Genomic DNA, 17,796 nt, shown 5'->3' on the forward strand with positions numbered 1-17,796 from the left:
CCGAGCCCTATGCGACACCGCTCCGCGGGAGGGCCGTGTTTCGGGTGCGGGTTCGTTGTGGCTGGTCGCGCAGTTCGCCACGCCCCTGAGCGGGGCCCGCCCCTCCGCCCCTAACGGGGCGTGGTCCCGCTCAGCGCGATCCCCAGCGGTGTGCGTTCGTACAGGACCTGGTGGCCGTACCTCCTCGCGGTGAGCAGGCCCGCATCGCGCAGGACTGTCAGGTGTGCGGACACGGATGACGGGGCGAGGCCGAGCCGGTGGGCCAGGGCGGTGGTCGTGGCCGGTTCGTCGAGGGCGGCGAGTACGGCGGCACGGCCGCGGCCCAGGAGTCGTACGAGCGAGTCGGACGTACGGTCGTCGGGCTCGGCCCACAACCCGCCGATGCCCCGCGCCGGATACGCGAGGGTCGGCTGCCAGGGCGGGTCATAGGTGCTGACCACGTCCGGCCAGATGAAGACACTCGGCATGAGCACCAGCCCCTGCCCTTCGAGCCGTCGCTCGTGCTCGCCCCGGTGCTCGACGGTCAGCGTCCCCGCGTCCCACCCGAACCGTCGGCTGATCTCCGGCAGCAGTCCGCCGAGCCCCACCTCGGCCAGTCGGCGTGAGTGGAAGGCGACATCGGCCTCCAGCAGGGCGCGCAGCCGAGGCCAGTCCGGGGCGACGAGGGTGCGCCAGACCTCCTCCATCGCGTCGGACAGTTCCCGCACCATAAGGACGGGATCCCGCATCCAGGCCCGCCCGTGCGCCGACTCCAGCGCGCCGGGCGTGGACGCGAGCGACTTCGCGGTGTCCGCGCGTGCGGCCACCGGATCACTCGCGCGTACGGCCGCGATCTCCTCCTCGAAGGTGGCCGCGGGCCCGAGCGGGGGCGGGCCCAGCCAGTCGGGGGAGTGCCCGCGGCGGGGCATCAGCAGCCACAACGGCGTGAGATCGAGCTCGGCGGCCGCCGTGCGGATCCGGCGCAGCCAGGGCGTGTGATAGCCGTGCCGGTCGGGGCGTTTGAGCGTGCGGACGACTTCCTGCGTCTCCCAGAGGGGGGAGATCGCGAAGCGGCAGCGGAGGAAGTCGTCCTCACCGAAGTGCAGTCGCGACGGCATGCGTGTCCCTGGTGGATGGCGGGAAGATTCGGCTGTGTCCGAAACTCTAGGGCGCGGGCGCGGTGGTCGGCACGCTGCTGCAGATGACGGACGACATCCTCACCGCCGCCCCGCCCACCGGCTACGGCCGCGTCTTCGCCGTACGGGAGTTCCGCGCGGTCTTCGTGGCGCACCTGCTCTCCCTGCTGGGTGTCGTGGTCAGCGAGATCGCGCTCTCGGTCCTCGTCTACGACCTGACCGGCTCGCCCCTGATGAGCGCGCTGGCGTTCGCGCTCGGATTCCTGCCGTACGTCGTCGGCGGCACCCTTCTCGCGGGGATCGCCGACCGCTTTCCGGCCCGGCGGGTGCTGGTGGTGTGCGATCTGGTGTGCGCGGCGTGCGTGCTGCCGATGGCGGTGCCGGGGGCGGGCATCGCGCTGCTGCTGACGCTGCGGTGCTGTCTGGCGGTGGTGGCGCCGGTGTTCCAGGGGACGCGGATGGCCACGCTGGCCGACATCCTCGGGGACGGCGATCTGTTCGTGCTGGGCCGCTCGCTGCTGCGGATCGTGTCGCAGAGCGCGCTGCTCGTGGGGTACGGGGTGGGCGGCCTGCTCCTGACCGTCGTGGCGCCGCGGCATGCGCTGCTGATCACGGTGGCCACGTTCTGTGCGTCGGCGGTGCTGCTGCGCTTCGGTACGCGGCGGCGGCCGGCGCGGGCGGGGGCCGGGACCGCGCTGGTGGCGGAGTCACTGAAGGGCGCGCGGCAGGTGTTCGCGAACCGCCGGGTCCGGGTGCTGCTGTTCCTCTTCTGGGTGCCGCCGATGTTCTCGGTGGTGCCGGAGGCGCTGGCGGCGCCGTACGCGGACGATCTGGGCGCGGGGTCGGTGGGGCTGGGACTGCTGATGTGCGCGCTGCCGGTGGGCACGATCGCCGGCGAGCTGTGGGCGGGGGCGCGGCTGGGGCCGGCGGCCCGGGAACGGATCGCGTTGCCGCTGGTGTGCGTGACGCTGGTGCCGTACGTGGCGTATGTGCTGCACCCGGGTCTGTCCGTCTCCTTGCTGGTGTTGGTGCTGGCGGGGGCGGGGTCGGCCTACACGCTGGGCCTGGACCAGTGGTTCGTGCGGGCGGTGCCGGAGGAGGTGCGGGGCCGGGCGATGACGCTGCTGACGGCCGGCCTGATGACGATCCAGGGCGTGGGGATGGCGCTGGCGGGGGTGGTGGCGGAGTTCGCGGGGGTCGCGGGGACCGTGGCGGGGGCGGGAGTGTTGGGGACGGCGTGCTGTGTGCTGCTGGCCGTGGCGGCCCGCCGGACCGAATGCCAAGACGGTGCTGACCAGCATGTGACCGGCCGGTAAGGTCTGGTGCCGTGCCGAAGCCCCTCAGTCTTCCCTTCGACCCCATCGCCCGCGCCGACGAACTCTGGAAGCAGCGCTGGGGAAACGTGCCGTCCATGGCCGCGATCACCTCGATCATGCGCGCCCACCAGATCCTCCTCGCCGAGGTCGACGCGGTCGTCAAGCCCTACGGACTGACCTTCGCGCGCTACGAGGCCCTGGTCCTGCTCACCTTCTCCAAGGCCGGCGAGCTGACCATGTCCAAGATCGGCGAGCGCCTCATGGTCCACCCCACGTCCGTCACCAACACCGTCGACCGCCTCGTGAAATCGGGCCTCGTGGACAGAAAGCCCAACCCCAACGACGGACGCGGCACGCTCGCCGTCATCACCGAAAAGGGCCGCGAGGTCGTCGAATCCGCCACCCGCGACCTCATGGCCATGGACTTCGGACTCGGCGTGTACGACGCGGAGGAGTGCGCCGAACTCTTCGCGATGCTGAGGCCCCTACGGGTGGCCGCGCACGACTTCGACGAGGACTGACGGACACGCCTGAGGCCCTTCAGGGGCGCCGGAAGATCGTTCGAAACCGGCGGTTACGCTCGTACCCATGAAAAAGAGCGTGCTGACCCGCTACCGCGTCATGGCCTACGTCACCGGCGTGCTGCTCGTCCTGCTGACCCTGGGCGTCATCGCCAAGTACCTGCTCGAGATGGACGGCGCGGACAGCTTCACGAGCGTCGTCGGCATCGCCCACGGCTGGCTCTACGTCGTCTACCTGGTCTTCGCCTTCGACCTGGGCTCCAAGGCCAAGTGGCCGGTCAAGAAGCAGCTCTGGGTCCTGCTCGCAGGAACGATTCCGACGGCCGCCTTCTTCGTGGAGCGCAAGATCACTCACGAGCTCGAGGGCCAGGTCGCCGAGGACGGCGCGGTCGTCGCCAAGGCGTAACTCCACCGCCGCGAGAGAGCTCGCGGCGGTTCTCCATCGACATTTACTAGGACGTCCTAGTAAATTTGAAGCATGGACGCTGACGCCATCGAAGAGGGCCGCCGACGGTGGCAGGCCCGGTACGACGCCTCGCGCAAGCGGGAGGCGGACTTCACCACGTTGTCCGGGGATGCCGTGGAGCCGGTCTACGGGCCTCGGGCGGGGGACCGGTACGAGGGGTTCGAGCGGATCGGGTGGCCGGGGGAGTATCCGTTCACGCGGGGGCTCTATCCGACCGGGTACCGGGGGCGCACATGGACCATTCGGCAGTTCGCCGGGTTCGGGAACGCCGAGCAGACCAACGAGCGGTACAAGAAGATCCTCGCCAACGGGGGCGGGGGGCTGTCCGTCGCTTTTGACATGCCGACCCTCATGGGACGGGACTCCGACGACCCCCGGTCGCTCGGGGAGGTCGGGCACTGCGGGGTGGCCATCGACTCGGCCGCCGACATGGAGGTGCTGTTCAAGGACATCCCGCTCGGGGACGTCACCACCTCCATGACGATCAGTGGGCCCGCCGTTCCCGTCTTCTGCATGTACCTCGTCGCCGCCGAGCGGCAGGGTGTCGATCCCGGGGTGCTCAACGGCACTCTCCAGACCGACATCTTCAAGGAGTACATCGCGCAGAAGGAGTGGCTCTTCCAGCCCGAGCCCCATCTGCGGCTCATCGGGGATCTGATGGAGTACTGCGCGGCCGGTATCCCTGCGTACAAGCCGCTCTCCGTCTCCGGCTACCACATCCGGGAAGCGGGCTCCACGGCCGCGCAGGAGCTCGCCTACACGCTCGCCGACGGGTTCGGGTACGTGGAGCTGGGGCTCAGTCGCGGACTCGACGTCGAGGTCTTCGCGCCCGGGCTCTCCTTCTTCTTCGACGCCCACGTCGACTTCTTCGAGGAGATCGCCAAGTTCCGCGCGGCCCGCAGGATCTGGGCGCGGTGGATGCGGGACGTGTACGGGGCGCAGAGCGACAAGGCGCAGTGGCTGCGGTTCCACACCCAGACCGCCGGGGTGTCGCTGACCGCGCAGCAGCCGTACAACAACGTCGTACGGACGGCTGTCGAGGCGCTCGCGGCCGTGCTCGGCGGCACCAACTCCCTGCACACCAACGCCCTCGACGAGACCCTCGCGCTCCCGTCCGAGCAGGCCGCGGAGATCGCGCTGCGGACCCAGCAGGTACTCATGGAGGAGACCGGGGTCGCCAACGTGGCGGACCCGCTGGGTGGTTCTTGGTACGTGGAGCAGCTGACGGACCGTATCGAGGCCGACGCCGAGAAGATCTTCGAGCAGATCAAGGAGCGGGGGCTGCGGGCCCATCCCGACGGGCGGCATCCCATCGGGCCCATCACCTCCGGCATCCTGCGCGGCATCGAGGACGGCTGGTTCACCGGCGAGATCGCCGAGTCCGCGTTCCAGTACCAGCGGTCCGTGGAGAAGGGCGACAAGAGGGTCGTGGGTGTCAACGTCCACCACGGCTCCGTCACCGGCGACCTGGAGATCCTGCGGGTCAGCCACGAGGTGGAGGTGGAGCAGGTGCGCGCGCTGGGTGCCCGCAAGGGCGCGCGGGACGAGGCCGCGGTACGCACCGCGCTCGACGCGATGCTCGCGGCCGCCCGGGACGGCGGCAACATGATCGGGCCGATGCTGGACGCCGTACGGGCCGAAGCGACCCTCGGTGAGATCTGCGGGGTGCTGCGGGACGAGTGGGGCGTCTACACGGAGCCGGCGGGGTTCTGAGCGGAGGTCAGGCCCAGGAGCAGCACCCTCGTGAAGCTCCGTACCCACTCCTCGTCCGCCGCGCCCGCGCTCACCAGGGTGCGGTGGACCACCGCTCCCGCGACGACGTCGAAGATGAGATCCACCGTGCGCGCGGCTTCCTCCGGATCCGGCACCGGGGGAAGCTCTCCGCGCTGCTCGGCGCGGGCGCGGCCCTCCAGGACCAGGCGCTTCTGGCGTTCGACGATCGACTCGCGGATGCGTTCGCGCAGGACTTCGTCGCGGGTGGACTCGGCGATCACCGCCATCAGGCCGCTCTTGGCCTCCGGGCGGTCCAGGATCCGCGCGAACTGGAGGACCACGCCCTCGATGTCGGCGGCGAGAGTGCCGCGGTCGGGGAGTTCCAGTTCGTCGAAGAGCTCCGCCACCGCGTCGACGACCAGTTCGTTCTTGCCCGCCCAGCGACGGTAGAGCGTCGTTTTCGCAACCCCCGCCCGCGCCGCCACGTCTCCCAGCGTGAGCTTGGACCAGCCCAGCTCCACCAGGGCCTCCCGGGTCGCCGCGAGGATCGCCGCGTCCGCGGCGGCGCTGCGGGGGCGTCCTGTGGCCCGTGGGGCGGGAGTGCGGCTCTGCATCCCACGACCATAACCGGCGGTTCCTGTGAGGCCGTGAGGGAGATCACCGGGCTCCGGTGGCCCCGAGGCACCCGGTGCCATTACGCTACGACCCGTAGCGAAACCACTGGCGTGGGGTGGGGACCCGGCGCTCGGCAGTACAGATAGCGGTACCGGCTTTCTCAACGCTTTTCACTTGCACGCGCGGACGGGGGAGGATAGACGCATGCAGCCACGGAACATGTCCATGAGCGGAGTCGTCGACCTCGCCGCGGTGAAGGCGGCCCAGGAGGCCAAGGAGAAGGCGGAGCAGGCGCGCGCCGCAGCGGCCCGGCAGGGCGGCGGCGCCGGAGGCGTCTCGCCGGCCGATCTCGTCATCGACGTCGACGAGGCCGGGTTCGAGCGGGACGTCCTGCAGCGCTCCACCGAGGTCCCGGTCGTCATCGACTTCTGGGCCGAGTGGTGCGAGCCCTGCAAGCAGCTGAGCCCGGTCCTTGAGCAGCTCGTCGTCGAGTACAACGGGCGCCTCCTCCTCGCCAAGATCGACGTCGACGCCAACCAGATGCTGATGCAGCAGTTCGGGGTCCAGGGGATCCCCGCCGTCTTCGCGGTGGTGGCCGGACAGGCCCTGCCGCTCTTCCAGGGAGCCGCCGGCAAGGAGCAGATCCAGCAGACCCTGGACCAGCTGGTGCAGGTCGCCGAGGAGCGCTTCGGGCTCACCGGGATCACGGTGGACCCCGACGCCCGGCCCGGTGCCGCACAGGCCGCCGCGCCCGCGACGCCGGTCGGACCCTACGACGCGCTGCTCGAAGCCGCCGTACAGGCCCTGGACGCGGGGGACTTCGGCGGTGCGGTGCAGGCGTACAAGAACGTACTGAGCGACGACCCGGGCAACTCGGAGGCCAAACTCGGCCTCGCCCAGGCCGAGTTGCTCCAGCGGGTGCAGGGTCTGGACCCGCAGCGGGTCCGCAAGGACGCCGCCGAGAAGCCGGCCGATGTGCCGGCGCAGATCGCCGCCGCCGACCTGGATCTGGTGGGCGGGCATGTGGATGACGCCTTCGGGCGGCTCATCGACACCGTGCGGCGCACGTTCGGTGACGACCGGGATGCCGTACGTGTACGGCTGTTGGAGCTCTTCGAGGTCGTCGGCGCCGATGACCCGCGGGTGGTCGCGGCGCGCCGGGCGCTGGCGCGGGCCCTGTTCTAGGGGCGGGGGCCGACCGGGGCGGGAGCCCCGTTCTGACCAGTCCCTAAACACCCGGGCCTGTGGTGCCCGAGTGAAAGATTTGCCGACGGAGTGCCACTGCGGCCGCGCTTTACCAAATCTTGGTAATCGCGGCCGCTGTTACTGCAAGTAAGTTTTGGGCGTTGATCTGTCGGATTCTGTCCGTCCATCAACAAATTTGTCCGCCCCTTCCGCGCCACCCTGAGTCGTCGGCCGAGACCGGCGGGTCGTTGTTCGGTTATCCGGCCGTTACTACCGAGTAACGAAGCCCCTTGTGCGGGCGGCGAGAATGCACCACGATCGGCGACGCTCGGTCCATTCCCCGCACCCCGACAGCCGGTCGGGCCCGCGGGAACTCCTGGGTCCCCACCGAGCAGAGCAGGCAGCAGTGGTGCCTGCTCTTGGGCAGGGGGGTCTTCGCCTTCCGGTGAAGCCTGTCCAGCAAGGTTGTGCGTGATGTGCTCAGGCGCGACCAGTGGTTGTCGCTCGGGGGTGATCGCCGGTGATCGGTGCGCGGTTCGCGCCTCCGAGTACGGGCGCTCCCCTTCCCGAGGACGTAGCACTTCTCCCATCCCTGCCCGGCTGAGCCGTCATGTTCGACAGGGGCAGTCAGGGCCAGGAGATGTACGTCCGAGAAGGAGGAAATATGGAGTCCCAGGTGCGTGGCGGGACCAGATGGAAGCGGTTCGCCGTCGTGATGGTGCCCAGCGTGGCCGCCACGGCTGCGATAGGTGTCGCCCTCGCGCAGGGCGCTCTCGCCGCGTCGTTCAGTGTGTCGGGCCAGTCGTTCAAGGTCACCGCGGACAAGCTCGTCGGTACGGGCTTCTCCCAGTACGGTGCGCTTGACACGGGTTACACCCTTGACGGCAAGAAGACGGCTCACCCCGTCGCGGTCTCGGCGTTCAAGTCGGCCTCGATCACTGGCATGTGCCAGTCCGTGGTCACGCCGAACATCCCGATCCTCGGTTCCGTCAGCCTGATCCTGAAGGCGGGCGGCGGCGGTACTCCCGTCCAGGCCGAGAACCTGTACATCGACGTCGAAGAGCTCGAGGCCGACGCGACGTTCGAGAACATCGACATCGGTGTGGCCGCCAAGGACGCCAGCAAGGGTCCGGGCATGAAGGGTGGCGCCGAGCAGTCCAACCCCTTCGGCTTCGCCCAGCAGGCCGACAAGGCCACGCTGACCGGCGTGAAGCAGACGGCGTGGGCGACCACTGCCGGAACCTTCAAGCTCAGCGGCCTGAAGATGTCGCTGTCGTCGGGTGTCAAGGAGTGCTACTAAGCACTCGCTGACGGGCGGGGGAGCCGATGGCGCCCCCGCCCGTCCACTGTGAAGCGCGGTTCTTCACATGCCGTACAACTCACCACCACAGCAACGCCGCACCAGGGAGCTGTATCCATGAGCGCCGAGACTCCTGCCGTACCCGGCCACGACGAGCACTACATCCGGGTCATCAAGCGGAAGTTCCGCGCCTGGCGGGGCGACCGGCCGTTCTGGGCCGGCCTGTTCGTCCTTCTGGGCGGAATCCCCATCGCGTACTTCCCTTACGCACACATCCAGATCGGTCACCTGACTCTCGCGATGGCCACCACCGCGGGCGCCGGGTCGCTGATCATCGGCGTGCTGCTGGTCGTCCTCGGCATCAGCCTCTGGTTCCAGAAGCACGTCCGCACGTTCGCAGGCGTGGCGGCGATCCTGCTGGCCCTGGTGTCCATCCCCGTGTCCAACCTCGGCGGCTTCCTCGTCGGCTTCCTCCTCGCCCTCATCGGCGGAGCGATGGCCGTGGCCTGGGTGCCGGGCGAGCCGCCGGTGCATGAGCCGGGCCAGGAGGGCACCGCGGGTGAGGGCAGTGCCCCCGAGGGTGCGGTTCCCACGCTCTCCAAGGACGCGTACGACGTCGGTGAGCCGAACGATCTGTCAGGAACGAGCCCGGCGAACGGGGCGAACGGGAGGCACAGTGCCGGCTGACGAGGTGACCCACGGGGCTGATGTGGAGGGGTCCCGTGCGAGAACCGGGCCAAGGCATGCGGCGCCCAAGAAGCCGCTGTTCACCCGCTTCCACATGCCCGCCGGCAAGGCGATAGCCCTGGCGGCGATGCCGACCGCGGTCCTCATGGGGATGGGGTTCACGCCGACGCTCGCCAACGCGGAGGACCAGCCCGCCTCCAAGAGCCTGACGGCCGACGAGTACAAGGACTGTGTCACGGCGCTGGAGGACGGCGCCTCGGCGTCCGCCTCGCCGTCGCCGTCGGCGTCCGCCAGCGACTCCGACGACGACGCGGAGGCGACTCCCTCGGCGTCCGCTTCCCCGGGCTCCGACTCGGGCGGCGACTCCTCGTCGGATTCAGGTTCCGACGACGAGGCCGAGCCCACGCCGTCGGCGTCCGCCAGTTCGTCCTCGGCGGGCTCCAACGACGCCCAGTCCGGTGCCACCGCCACGCCCTCGCCCTCGGCCTCCGAGAGCAGCGGGAACGTGCTGGAGGAGATCGGCGACGCCATCGAGGGCATCTTCACGGGCGGTGAGAGTGCCTCGCCGTCCGCGAGCGCCAGCCCGACGCCGTCGGCCTCGGCCTCGGAGAGCCCCTCCGACGACAGCAAGGACGACGACGCGTCCGACGCCGTCAAGGACACCACCGGCAAGGTCGCCGACACGGTCGAGGACACCGTGAAGGACACGACCGACGCGGCGTCCAAGGCTGCCGAGGACACCACCGACGCCGTCGAGAAGGCGGCCGAGGCGGTCACCGCCAGCCCGTCGCCGAGCTCCAGCACGGACGTCGACGACTGCCCGGTCGCCACCGACGCGGAGGGCGGCGTGGACAACACCGTGCCGCTGCCGGCCGACCCCTGGTACCTGAACGCCAGCTCGCTGCTGCTGAAGGGCGCCGACTACAAGGGCATCGTCAAGGTGCGCACGGCCGACGGCACCGTCAAGGAGGTGCTGAAGTACGTCATCTCCGACGGCACCGACATCGGCGACCTGCACCAGACGGTGAAGGACGAGCAGTCCGGCAAGACCTACCACGTGCAGGCGGCCAAGGGCTCGACGTCCACGATCCGTGACGGCGACACGGTGATGTACACGGAGAGCATCTCCGGCAACCTGCTGGGACTGATCCCGGTGACGTTCAGCCCGAAGAGCCCGCCTCCGCTGAACATCCCGCTGATCTACTTCACCAAGGTGACGGTCGTGCAGGCCGGCCAGTTCGGCGGCACCCTGCACGTGCCCGGGCTGCACAACTACACCACCGACTGAGCGCCCCCACAGGCCCGTTCGGGAGCCGCAACACGCCTGAGGGCGCCCCCTGATCCAGGGGGCGCCCTCAGCGCCGTACACAGGCCTTCTCGGCCGTCGGGGCCCCTGGAGGGGCCCCGGGGTCCTACTTCTCGCCGCCCAGGTGGTGGACGCGGACCATGTTGGTGGTGCCGGGGACGCCGGGGGGCGAGCCGGCGGTGATGATGACGATCTCGCCCGGGCTGAAGCGGTTGAGCTTGATGATCTCCTGGTCCACCAGGTCGACCATCTCGTCGGTGCTGTTCACGAACGGCACGACGTGCGACTCGACGCCCCAGCTGAGGGCCAGCTGGTTGCGGGTGTTCTCGTCGGTGGTGAAGGCGATGATCGGCTGGGACGCGCGGTAGCGGGAGAGCCGGCGGGCCGTGTCACCGGACTGCGTGAAGGCCACCAGGCCCCGGCCGCCCAGGAAGTCGGCGATCTCGCATGCGGCGCGGGCGATCGAACCGCCCTGCGTGCGCGGCTTCTTGCCGGGGACGAGCGGCTGCAGGCCCTTGCTGAGCAGCTCCTGCTCGGCCGCGGTGACGATCTTCGACATCGTCTTGACGGTCTCGATCGGGTACGCGCCCACACTCGACTCGGCGGACAGCATGACCGCGTCCGCGCCGTCCAGGATCGCGTTGGCCACGTCGGATGCCTCGGCGCGGGTGGGACGGGAGTTGGTGATCATCGACTCCATCATCTGGGTCGCCACGATCACCGGCTTGGCGTTGCGGCGGCACAGCTCGATGAGGCGCTTCTGCACCATCGGGACCTTCTCGAGCGGGTACTCGACGGCGAGGTCACCACGGGCGACCATCACGGCGTCGAACGCCATCACGACGTCCTCCATGTTCGCCACCGCCTGAGGCTTCTCCACCTTGGCGATGACCGGGACGCGACGACCCTCCTCGTCCATCACCTTGTGGACGTCCTGCACGTCGCCCGCGTCCCGGACGAAGGAGAGCGCGACCATGTCGCAGCCCATGCGCAGCGCGAAACGGAGGTCCTCGACGTCCTTCTCGGACAGCGCCGGCACGTTCACGGCCGCGCCGGGCAGGTTGATGCCCTTGTGGTCGGAGACGACACCGCCCTCGATGACGATCGTCTTGACCCGCGGGCCCTCGACGTCCAGGACCTTCAGCTCGACGTTGCCGTCGTTGATGAGGATCTGGTCGCCGCGCGAGACATCGCCCGGCAGACCCTTGTAGGTGGTCCCGCAGATCTGCTTGTCACCCGGGACGTCCTCGGTCGTGATGACGAACTCGTCACCGCGCTCCAGCTCCACCGGGCCCTCGGCGAAGGTCTCCAGGCGGATCTTGGGGCCCTGCAGGTCGGCGAGGACACCGATGGCCCGGCCGGTCTCCTTGGAGGCGGCACGGACGCGGTCGTACCGCCCCTGGTGTTCGGCGTGCGTGCCGTGGCTGAAGTTGAAGCGGGCCACGTTCATGCCGGCTTCGATCAGGGACACGAGCATTTCGTGGGAGTCGACCGCGGGGCCGAGAGTACAGACGATTTTCGAACGGCGCATGGGGCGATCCTATCGGTTTGTTTCGCTACGGAATATTCCGTCTGGTGGAAGATACAAATGGGCGCCTATCTGCTCAGGCGTGTTACTGCCGTGTATTACTTCCGACCAGCGCGTAGGTCTGTGTGGCGATCTCCAGTTCTTCGTCGGTGGGCACGACGGCCACGGCCACGCGTGCGTGTTCCGGGGAGATCAGCCGCGGTTCGTCGCTCCGTACGGCGTTGAGCTCGCCGTCCACCATCAGACCCAGCTCCTCGAGGCCCGACACCGCAGCCTCCCGCACCGGACTCGCGTTTTCCCCGACGCCCGCTGTGAAGGCCACCGCGTCCACCCGGCCGAGCACCGCGTAATAGGCGCCTATGTACTTCTTCAAACGGTGAATGTAGATGTCGAAGGCGAGTTGCGCCTGTTCGTCACCCTCGTCCACTCGGCGGCGGATCTCCCGCATGTCGTTGTCCCCGCACAGCCCGATCAAGCCGCTCTTCTTGTTGAGAAGAGTGTCGATCTCGTCCGTGGACATTCCGCCAACACGCATCAAATGGAAGATGACGGCCGGATCCACGTCTCCGGAGCGCGTACCCATCACGAGCCCCTCCAAAGGCGTCAGCCCCATGGAGGTGTCCACGCACCGGCCCTTCTCGACCGCCGAGGCCGAGGCCCCGTTGCCCAGGTGCAGCACGATGACGTTGACCTCCTCCGGCGCCTTGCCCAGCAGCTTCGCGGTGGCCCGGGCGACGTACGCGTGCGAGGTGCCGTGGAAGCCGTAGCGCCGGATGCGGTGCTCGTCGGCGGTGGCGACGTCGATCGCGTACCGGGCGGCCGACTCCGGCATCGTCGTGTGGAACGCGGTGTCGAAGACGGCGACCTGGGGCAGGTCGGGGCGCAGCGCCTGAGCGGTGCGGATACCGGTGAGGTTGGCCGGGTTGTGCAGCGGGGCGACCGGGATCAGCCGCTCGATCTCGGCGAGCACGGCGTCGTCGATGACCGTGGGCGCGGTGAAGGACTGCCCGCCGTGCACGACCCGGTGGCCGATGGCGGCCAGCTCGGGGGAGTCGAGGCCGAGCCCGTCCTTGGCCAGTTCTTCCGACACGGCCTTCAAGGCGGCCTCGTGGTCGGGGATCGGCCCGGTCCACTCACGGGAGTCGCCCGTGGTGAGGGGCGTGTGCTTGAGCCGCGAGGACTCCTCGCCGATGCGCTCGACGAGGCCCAGGGCCAGCCGGCTGCTGTCCTGCATGTCGAGCAGCTGGTACTTCACCGACGAGGAACCGGAGTTGAGGACGAGGACACGGGTGCCGCGGGGCGAGCTCACTGCTGGGACGCCTTCTCGGTGGGGGACGGGGCGGGGGACTGGGCCTGGATCGCCGTGATGGCGACGGTGTTGACGATGTCCTGGACGAGCGCGCCCCGGGACAGGTCGTTGACCGGCTTGCGCAGACCCTGGAGCACCGGGCCGACGGCGATCGCGCCGGCCGAACGCTGCACGGCCTTGTAGGTGTTGTTGCCAGTGTTGAGGTCCGGGAAGATCAGAACCGTCGCCTGCCCGGCCACCTCGGATTCCGGCAGCTTGGTCGCCGCGACGGTGGGCTCGACGGCGGCGTCGTACTGGATGGGCCCCTCGATCCTCAGATCGGGCCGCCGCAGCCGCACCAGCTCGGTCGCCTCGCGCACCTTGTCGACGTCGGCGCCGGAGCCGGACGTACCCGTCGAGTACGACAGCATCGCGATCCGCGGGTCCACCCCGAACTGCCCGGCGGTCGCGGCCGCCTGGATGGCGATGTCGGCCAACTGCTCGGCGTTCGGGTCCGGGTTGACCGCGCAGTCGCCGTAGACGAGGACCCGGTCGGCGAGGCACATGAAGAAGACGGACGAGACGATGTCGGCGTCCGGCTTGGTCTTGATGATCTCGAAGGCGGGCCGGATGGTCGCGGCGGTGGAGTGCACGGAGCCGGAGACCATGCCGTCGGCGAGCCCCTCCTGCACCATCAGCGTCCCGAAGTAGTTCACGTCGGAGACGACGTCGTACGCCAGCTCCACCGTCACGCCCTTGTGGGCGCGCACGGTCGCGTACTTCTCGGCGAAGGAGTCGCGCAGCTCGCTGGTGGCAGGGTCGATCAGCTGGGCGTGGCCGAGGTCGATGCCGAGGTCGGCGGCCTTCTTGCGGATCTGGTCGACGGGGCCGAGGAGGGTGAGTTCGCAGACGCCGCGGCGCAGCAGCACCTCGGCCGCGTGCAGGACGCGGGGCTCGGTGCCCTCGGGCAGCACGACGCGACGCTTGTCGGAGCGGGCCTGCTCCAGGAGCTTGTGCTCGAACATCATCGGTGTGACGCGGTCGCTGCTCGGCGCCGAGACCCGCTTGAGCAGGTCGCCGCTGTCGATGTACCGCTCGAAGAGGCCGAGCGCGGTCTCCGCCTTGCGTGGCGTGGCCGCGTTCAACTTCCCTTCCAGGGAGAAGAGTTGCTCGGCCGTCGGGAAGCTGGTGCCGGGCACCGAGAGCACCGGGGTGCCGGGGGCGAGGCGGGCGGCGAGGGTGAGGACGTCATCGTTCGGTACCTCCCCCAGGGTGAGCAGCACACCGGCTATCGGCGGGGTGCCTGCGCTGTGCGCGGCGAGCGAGCCGACGACCAGGTCGGCGCGGTCGCCCGGGGTCACGACGAGACAGCCCGGGGTCAGGGCGCCGAGGAAGTTCGGCAGCATGGCGCCGCCGAAGACGAAGCCGAGCGCGTCCCGGGCGAGCCCCGAGTCGTCGCCGAGCAGCACCTTGGCGCCGAGCGACTGGCCGATCTGCGAGACGGTCGGCGCGGACAGGGCGGGCTCGTCCGGCACGACGTAGCAGGGCACGGGCAGCCGCGAGGAGTCCAGCCGCTCGGCGATGAGGTCCCGGTCCTCGCGGGCGACCCGGTTGGTGACCATGGCGAGGACGTCGCAGCCCAGGCCGTCGTAGGCGCGATACGCGTTACGGGTCTCGGCGAGCACCGACTCCGCGGGCTGCTTGCGGCCGCCGACGACGGGGATGACGGACGCCCCGAACTCGTTGGCGAGCCGGGCGTTGAGCGAGAGCTCGTCGGGGAGCTGGGTGTCGGCGAAGTCCGTCCCGAGGACGAGGACGACGTCGTAGTCACGGGCGACGAGGTGGAAGCGGTCGACGAGCGTCGAGACCAGCTCGTCCGTCCCCTGTTCGGCCTGGAGCGCGGACGCCTCGTGGTAGTCCATGCCGTAGACCGTCTTGGGGTCCTGGGAGAGGCGGTAGCGGGCGCGCAGCAACTCGAACAGCCGATCGGGACTGTGGTGGACGAGGGGCCGGAAGACACCCACCCGGTCGACCTGCCGGGTCAGGAGTTCCATGACCCCCAGCTCGACGACCTGGCGGCCGTCGCCGCGGTCGATTCCGGTCACGTACACGCTGCGGGTCACGCGTGCTCTCCGTTCGAAAGAGGGGGCACAAAAATCGCCCACCGAGGTGAGCAGAACCCTCTTGACAATACCTCTCGCGCTGGCTAAGGCGCCCGTCAGGAGTGGAGGCGGCAGTGCGGTGTGGGACGTGAAACAATCGGACTGGCTCACCGGTATCAACAGCGAGCAGGAGACACAGCACGATGCGTATCGGAGTTCTCACCGCAGGCGGCGACTGCCCCGGCCTGAACGCAGTGATCCGGTCGGTCGTGCACCGAGCGGTCACGCAGTACGGCGACGAGGTGATCGGCTTCGAGGACGGCTACGCGGGCCTCCTGGACAGCCACTACCGCAGCCTCGACCTGGACGCGGTGAGCGGCATCCTGGCCCGCGGCGGCACGATCCTCGGCTCCTCCCGTCTGGAGCGCGACCGCCTCCGCGAGGCCTGTGAGAACGCGCCCGACATCGCCCGTGACTTCGGTATCGACGCGCTGATCCCGATCGGCGGCGAGGGCACGCTGACGGCGGCGCGGATGCTGTCGGACGCGGGCCTCCCGGTCGTCGGCGTCCCGAAGACGATCGACAACGACATCTCCTCGACGGACCGGACCTTCGGTTTCGATACGGCGGTAGGGGTCGCCACGGAGGCGATGGACCGCCTCAAGACGACGGCCGAGTCCCACCAGCGGGTGATGGTCGTCGAGGTCATGGGCCGCCACGCGGGCTGGATCGCGCTGGAGTCCGGCATGGCCGCCGGCGCCCACGGCATCTGTCTCCCCGAGCGCCCCTTCGACCCGGCCGATCTGGTCAAGATGGTCGAGGAGCGCTTCTCCCGCGGCAAGAAGTTCGCGGTCATCTGCGTCGCCGAGGGAGCGCACCCCGCCGAGGGCTCCATGGACTACGGCAAGGGCGACATCGACCAGTTCGGCCACGAGCGCTTCCAGGGCATCGGTACGGCGCTGGCGTACGAGCTGGAGCGGCGGCTCGGCAAGGAGGCCAAGCCGGTCATCCTGGGCCACGTCCAGCGAGGTGGCGTACCGACGGCGTACGACCGCGTCCTGGCCACCCGCTTCGGGTGGCACGCGGTGGAGGCCGCGCACCGGGGTGAGTTCGGGCGGATGACGGCGCTGCGCGGGACGGACGTCGTGACGGTGCCGCTGGCGGAGGCGGTGACCGAGTTGAAGACGGTTCCGAAGGACCGGATGGACGAGGCGGAGTCGGTCTTCTAGACCGCGCTCGCCCGGACCGAGATCGCCCGGACCGTGTTCGCCGGGACTTCTACCCCGTGACTTTCTGGACGTTCGTCCAGAAGTTGTCGACGATCCGGTCGAGGAAGTCTCGGCCCGAGTGGCTCGAATCGCCTGCCGCGCTGCCTTCTCCCCAGCTCAGCGTGGCGACCATCTGCCCCTGGTACTCCTGGTGCAGCTCTTGGAGGACATCCTCCAGGAGCCGCCGGTCCAGGGGCACGATCTTGCTCACGGGACGGACGTACGCCTGCCAGCGCGTGGTGACGGCGCTGCGCAGATGCTCGGTCAGCCGTGGCTCACGGCCCGTGACGGTGACGAAGTCCGGCAGGGCCAGGTCCAGCACCTCGGCGAGGACCGCGGACTGACGGTCGTTGCCGCGCCAGTCGTTGTTCTCCTCCATGCGCAGATAGGCGAGGAGTTCGAGCCCCAGGGCATGGGTGACGTCCTCGGGGGCCAGGCCGCGCCTGATCCGGTGCTCGCGCAGGGTGCGCGGCTTGCCGATGAGTTCGCCGGCGGAACACCACAGCACGCCCGCGAGAGCGGTGAGTTCGGGGCTGGTGGGGTTCGTCGTGCCCCGTTCCCATGCGATGACGAGGTCCGGGGTGACGTAGGGCAGCCCGTAGGAGGCCCGCATGCCGTAGGCGACATGTTCGGGGCCCATGTTCAGGGCGGTACGGAGGCGGCGGGCGGCGGGGGCGTTGAAGGGAGGGCCTGGCTGGTTCGGGAGGGCTGGGGGTCGGCGCACGGGGCACAACGTAGGGGCGTTGCGCTCCGGAGACCACGGTCTGTTCGGCCAGGATCACGGATTGTAGGAACGTACGGTTCAGGCCCCGGTCGGGGGTGGCTGAAGATCGTCTGTCGGGTGGGTGGGGGTGGTGGCGAGGATGGCGCGCAGTGGCTTGATCGGGATTCCGGAAAGGTGTGTGGATCTTCGTGTACGAGGTGAATGGCAAGGTAGAGGGGCATATTCGCGAGCGGTTGCTGGCGCCGAACTTCTGGCACCTCGCGACGGTGGGGGCGGACGGGTCTCCGCAGGTCTCGCCCATGTGGGCGGATCTCGAAGGGGAGTACGTCATGGTCAACACGGCGATCGGGCGTGTGAAGGAGGAGAATCTTCGGCGCAATCCGAGCGTTTCGCTGTCGCACCATGACCCCGAGAACCCCTACGACCGGGTGGAGATCCGGGGGCGGGTCGTGCGTTTCGTCGAGGGCGAGGAGGCGGAGCGGTCCATGGACCGGCTTACCCGGAAGTACATCGGGGAGGAGCGGTATCCGTGGTTGTTGGCGGGGGAGCGGCGGGTGATGTTGTTGATCGAGCCGGTGAAGGTGCGGAGGGTTGTGGGGGTGGAGCCGTTCCGTCCCGGGGTGTTGCCTGAAGGGGCTTAAGGGAAAGCGATCCGGTGCGTA

16 protein-coding genes are annotated in these 17,796 nt (G+C 69.4%); 10 read left to right on the forward strand and 6 right to left on the reverse strand.

Features of this window, described 5'->3' with window-relative positions; translation table 11 throughout:
* Nucleotides 1–110: 110 nt before the first annotated feature.
* On the reverse strand, nt 111–1,097 hold the full coding sequence (locus OHU89_RS33965; protein ID WP_267014862.1) for a DUF5937 family protein: 987 nt from the start codon (nt 1,095–1,097) through the stop codon (nt 111–113).
* Between the two features lie 83 nt (nt 1,098–1,180).
* Here OHU89_RS33965 and OHU89_RS33970 point away from each other — a divergent pair, with 83 nt between their 5' ends.
* The 4 genes from OHU89_RS33970 (at nt 1,181) to OHU89_RS33985 (ending at nt 5,131) form a co-directional block, all read left to right on the forward strand.
* Nucleotides 1,181–2,431: an MFS transporter gene (locus OHU89_RS33970; RefSeq protein WP_405648614.1), complete on the forward strand. Its 1,251-nt coding sequence runs from the start codon at nt 1,181–1,183 to the stop codon at nt 2,429–2,431.
* Between the two features lie 11 nt (nt 2,432–2,442).
* Complete coding sequence (locus OHU89_RS33975; protein ID WP_046263392.1) at nt 2,443–2,952, forward strand: MarR family winged helix-turn-helix transcriptional regulator; 510 nt, start codon at nt 2,443–2,445, stop codon at nt 2,950–2,952.
* Nucleotides 2,953–3,019: 67 nt separating this feature from the next.
* Nucleotides 3,020–3,358, forward strand: a complete 339-nt coding sequence (locus tag OHU89_RS33980) for a DUF3817 domain-containing protein (RefSeq protein ID WP_266887922.1) — start codon at nt 3,020–3,022, stop codon at nt 3,356–3,358.
* Between the two features lie 72 nt (nt 3,359–3,430).
* On the forward strand, nt 3,431–5,131 hold the full coding sequence (locus tag OHU89_RS33985) for a methylmalonyl-CoA mutase (RefSeq protein WP_405648617.1): 1,701 nt from the start codon (nt 3,431–3,433) through the stop codon (nt 5,129–5,131).
* Here OHU89_RS33985 and OHU89_RS33990 read toward each other — a convergent pair.
* Nucleotides 5,107–5,745 carry a TetR/AcrR family transcriptional regulator gene (locus OHU89_RS33990; RefSeq protein WP_405648619.1) on the reverse strand — a complete coding sequence of 213 codons (639 nt, stop codon included), beginning with the start codon at nt 5,743–5,745 and terminating at the stop codon, nt 5,107–5,109. The genes OHU89_RS33985 and OHU89_RS33990 overlap by 25 nt on opposite strands.
* Before the next feature lie 205 nt (nt 5,746–5,950).
* On the opposite strand from OHU89_RS33990, the gene OHU89_RS33995 reads away from it, so the two are divergent.
* From OHU89_RS33995 to OHU89_RS34010, 4 genes are all read left to right on the forward strand, one after another.
* Complete coding sequence (locus tag OHU89_RS33995) at nt 5,951–6,931, forward strand: tetratricopeptide repeat protein (protein ID WP_405648621.1); 981 nt, start codon at nt 5,951–5,953, stop codon at nt 6,929–6,931.
* A 664-nt stretch (nt 6,932–7,595) separates the two neighbouring features.
* Nucleotides 7,596–8,231, forward strand: coding sequence for a DUF6230 family protein (locus tag OHU89_RS34000; protein ID WP_405648623.1), 636 nt, complete (start codon nt 7,596–7,598; stop codon nt 8,229–8,231).
* A gap of 117 nt (nt 8,232–8,348) precedes the next feature.
* On the forward strand, nt 8,349–8,918 hold the full coding sequence (locus OHU89_RS34005; protein WP_405648626.1) for a DUF6114 domain-containing protein: 570 nt from the start codon (nt 8,349–8,351) through the stop codon (nt 8,916–8,918).
* Entirely contained in the window at nt 8,908–10,206 is a 1,299-nt protein-coding gene (locus tag OHU89_RS34010) for a hypothetical protein (RefSeq protein WP_405648629.1), read from the forward strand. Before OHU89_RS34005 ends, OHU89_RS34010 begins: the two co-directional genes overlap by 11 nt.
* Before the next feature lie 124 nt (nt 10,207–10,330).
* Here the strand turns inward: OHU89_RS34010 and pyk are convergent, their stop codons facing one another.
* From pyk to pta, 3 genes are all read right to left on the reverse strand, one after another.
* On the reverse strand, nt 10,331–11,755 hold the full coding sequence (pyk, locus tag OHU89_RS34015) for a pyruvate kinase (protein WP_405648631.1): 1,425 nt from the start codon (nt 11,753–11,755) through the stop codon (nt 10,331–10,333).
* 82 nt (nt 11,756–11,837) lie between these two features.
* Entirely contained in the window at nt 11,838–13,061 is a 1,224-nt protein-coding gene (locus OHU89_RS34020) for an acetate kinase (RefSeq protein ID WP_405648633.1), read from the reverse strand.
* A complete protein-coding gene (gene pta, locus OHU89_RS34025) occupies nt 13,058–15,163 on the reverse strand; it encodes a phosphate acetyltransferase (RefSeq protein WP_405648636.1) in 2,106 nt (701 codons plus the stop codon). The genes OHU89_RS34020 and pta overlap by 4 nt, the downstream gene beginning before the upstream one ends.
* Before the next feature lie 182 nt (nt 15,164–15,345).
* On the opposite strand from pta, the gene OHU89_RS34030 reads away from it, so the two are divergent.
* Entirely contained in the window at nt 15,346–16,371 is a 1,026-nt protein-coding gene (locus OHU89_RS34030; protein ID WP_266887900.1) for an ATP-dependent 6-phosphofructokinase, read from the forward strand.
* 49 nt (nt 16,372–16,420) lie between these two features.
* On the opposite strand, the gene OHU89_RS34035 is transcribed toward OHU89_RS34030, so the two are convergent.
* Complete coding sequence (locus OHU89_RS34035) at nt 16,421–17,134, reverse strand: helix-turn-helix domain-containing protein (RefSeq protein WP_405648639.1); 714 nt, start codon at nt 17,132–17,134, stop codon at nt 16,421–16,423.
* 176 nt (nt 17,135–17,310) lie between these two features.
* On the opposite strand from OHU89_RS34035, the gene OHU89_RS34040 reads away from it, so the two are divergent.
* Nucleotides 17,311–17,775: a PPOX class F420-dependent oxidoreductase gene (locus OHU89_RS34040; RefSeq protein ID WP_405648642.1), complete on the forward strand. Its 465-nt coding sequence runs from the start codon at nt 17,311–17,313 to the stop codon at nt 17,773–17,775.
* The last annotated feature ends 21 nt before the right edge of the window (nt 17,776–17,796 follow it).

It is taken from the genome of Streptomyces sp. NBC_00019 (genome assembly GCF_045041015.1).
GTDB lineage: Bacteria > Actinomycetota > Actinomycetes > Streptomycetales > Streptomycetaceae > Streptomyces.

What these genes read in the sequence shown, in the direction of transcription:
- pyk (WP_405648631.1), bottom strand. Translation starts at nt 11,755, where the DNA reads ATGCGCCGTTCGAAAATCGTCTGTACTCTCGGCCCCGCGGTCGACTCC.
- OHU89_RS33980 (WP_266887922.1), top strand. Translation starts at nt 3,020, where the DNA reads ATGAAAAAGAGCGTGCTGACCCGCTACCGCGTCATGGCCTACGTCACC.
- OHU89_RS33990 (WP_405648619.1), bottom strand. Translation starts at nt 5,745, where the DNA reads ATGCAGAGCCGCACTCCCGCCCCACGGGCCACAGGACGCCCCCGCAGC.
- OHU89_RS34000 (WP_405648623.1), top strand. Translation starts at nt 7,596, where the DNA reads ATGGAGTCCCAGGTGCGTGGCGGGACCAGATGGAAGCGGTTCGCCGTC.
- OHU89_RS33985 (WP_405648617.1), top strand. Translation starts at nt 3,431, where the DNA reads ATGGACGCTGACGCCATCGAAGAGGGCCGCCGACGGTGGCAGGCCCGG.
- OHU89_RS33995 (WP_405648621.1), top strand. Translation starts at nt 5,951, where the DNA reads ATGCAGCCACGGAACATGTCCATGAGCGGAGTCGTCGACCTCGCCGCG.
- OHU89_RS34005 (WP_405648626.1), top strand. Translation starts at nt 8,349, where the DNA reads ATGAGCGCCGAGACTCCTGCCGTACCCGGCCACGACGAGCACTACATC.
- OHU89_RS34030 (WP_266887900.1), top strand. Translation starts at nt 15,346, where the DNA reads ATGCGTATCGGAGTTCTCACCGCAGGCGGCGACTGCCCCGGCCTGAAC.
- OHU89_RS33965 (WP_267014862.1), bottom strand. Translation starts at nt 1,097, where the DNA reads ATGCCGTCGCGACTGCACTTCGGTGAGGACGACTTCCTCCGCTGCCGC.
- OHU89_RS33970 (WP_405648614.1), top strand. Translation starts at nt 1,181, where the DNA reads ATGACGGACGACATCCTCACCGCCGCCCCGCCCACCGGCTACGGCCGC.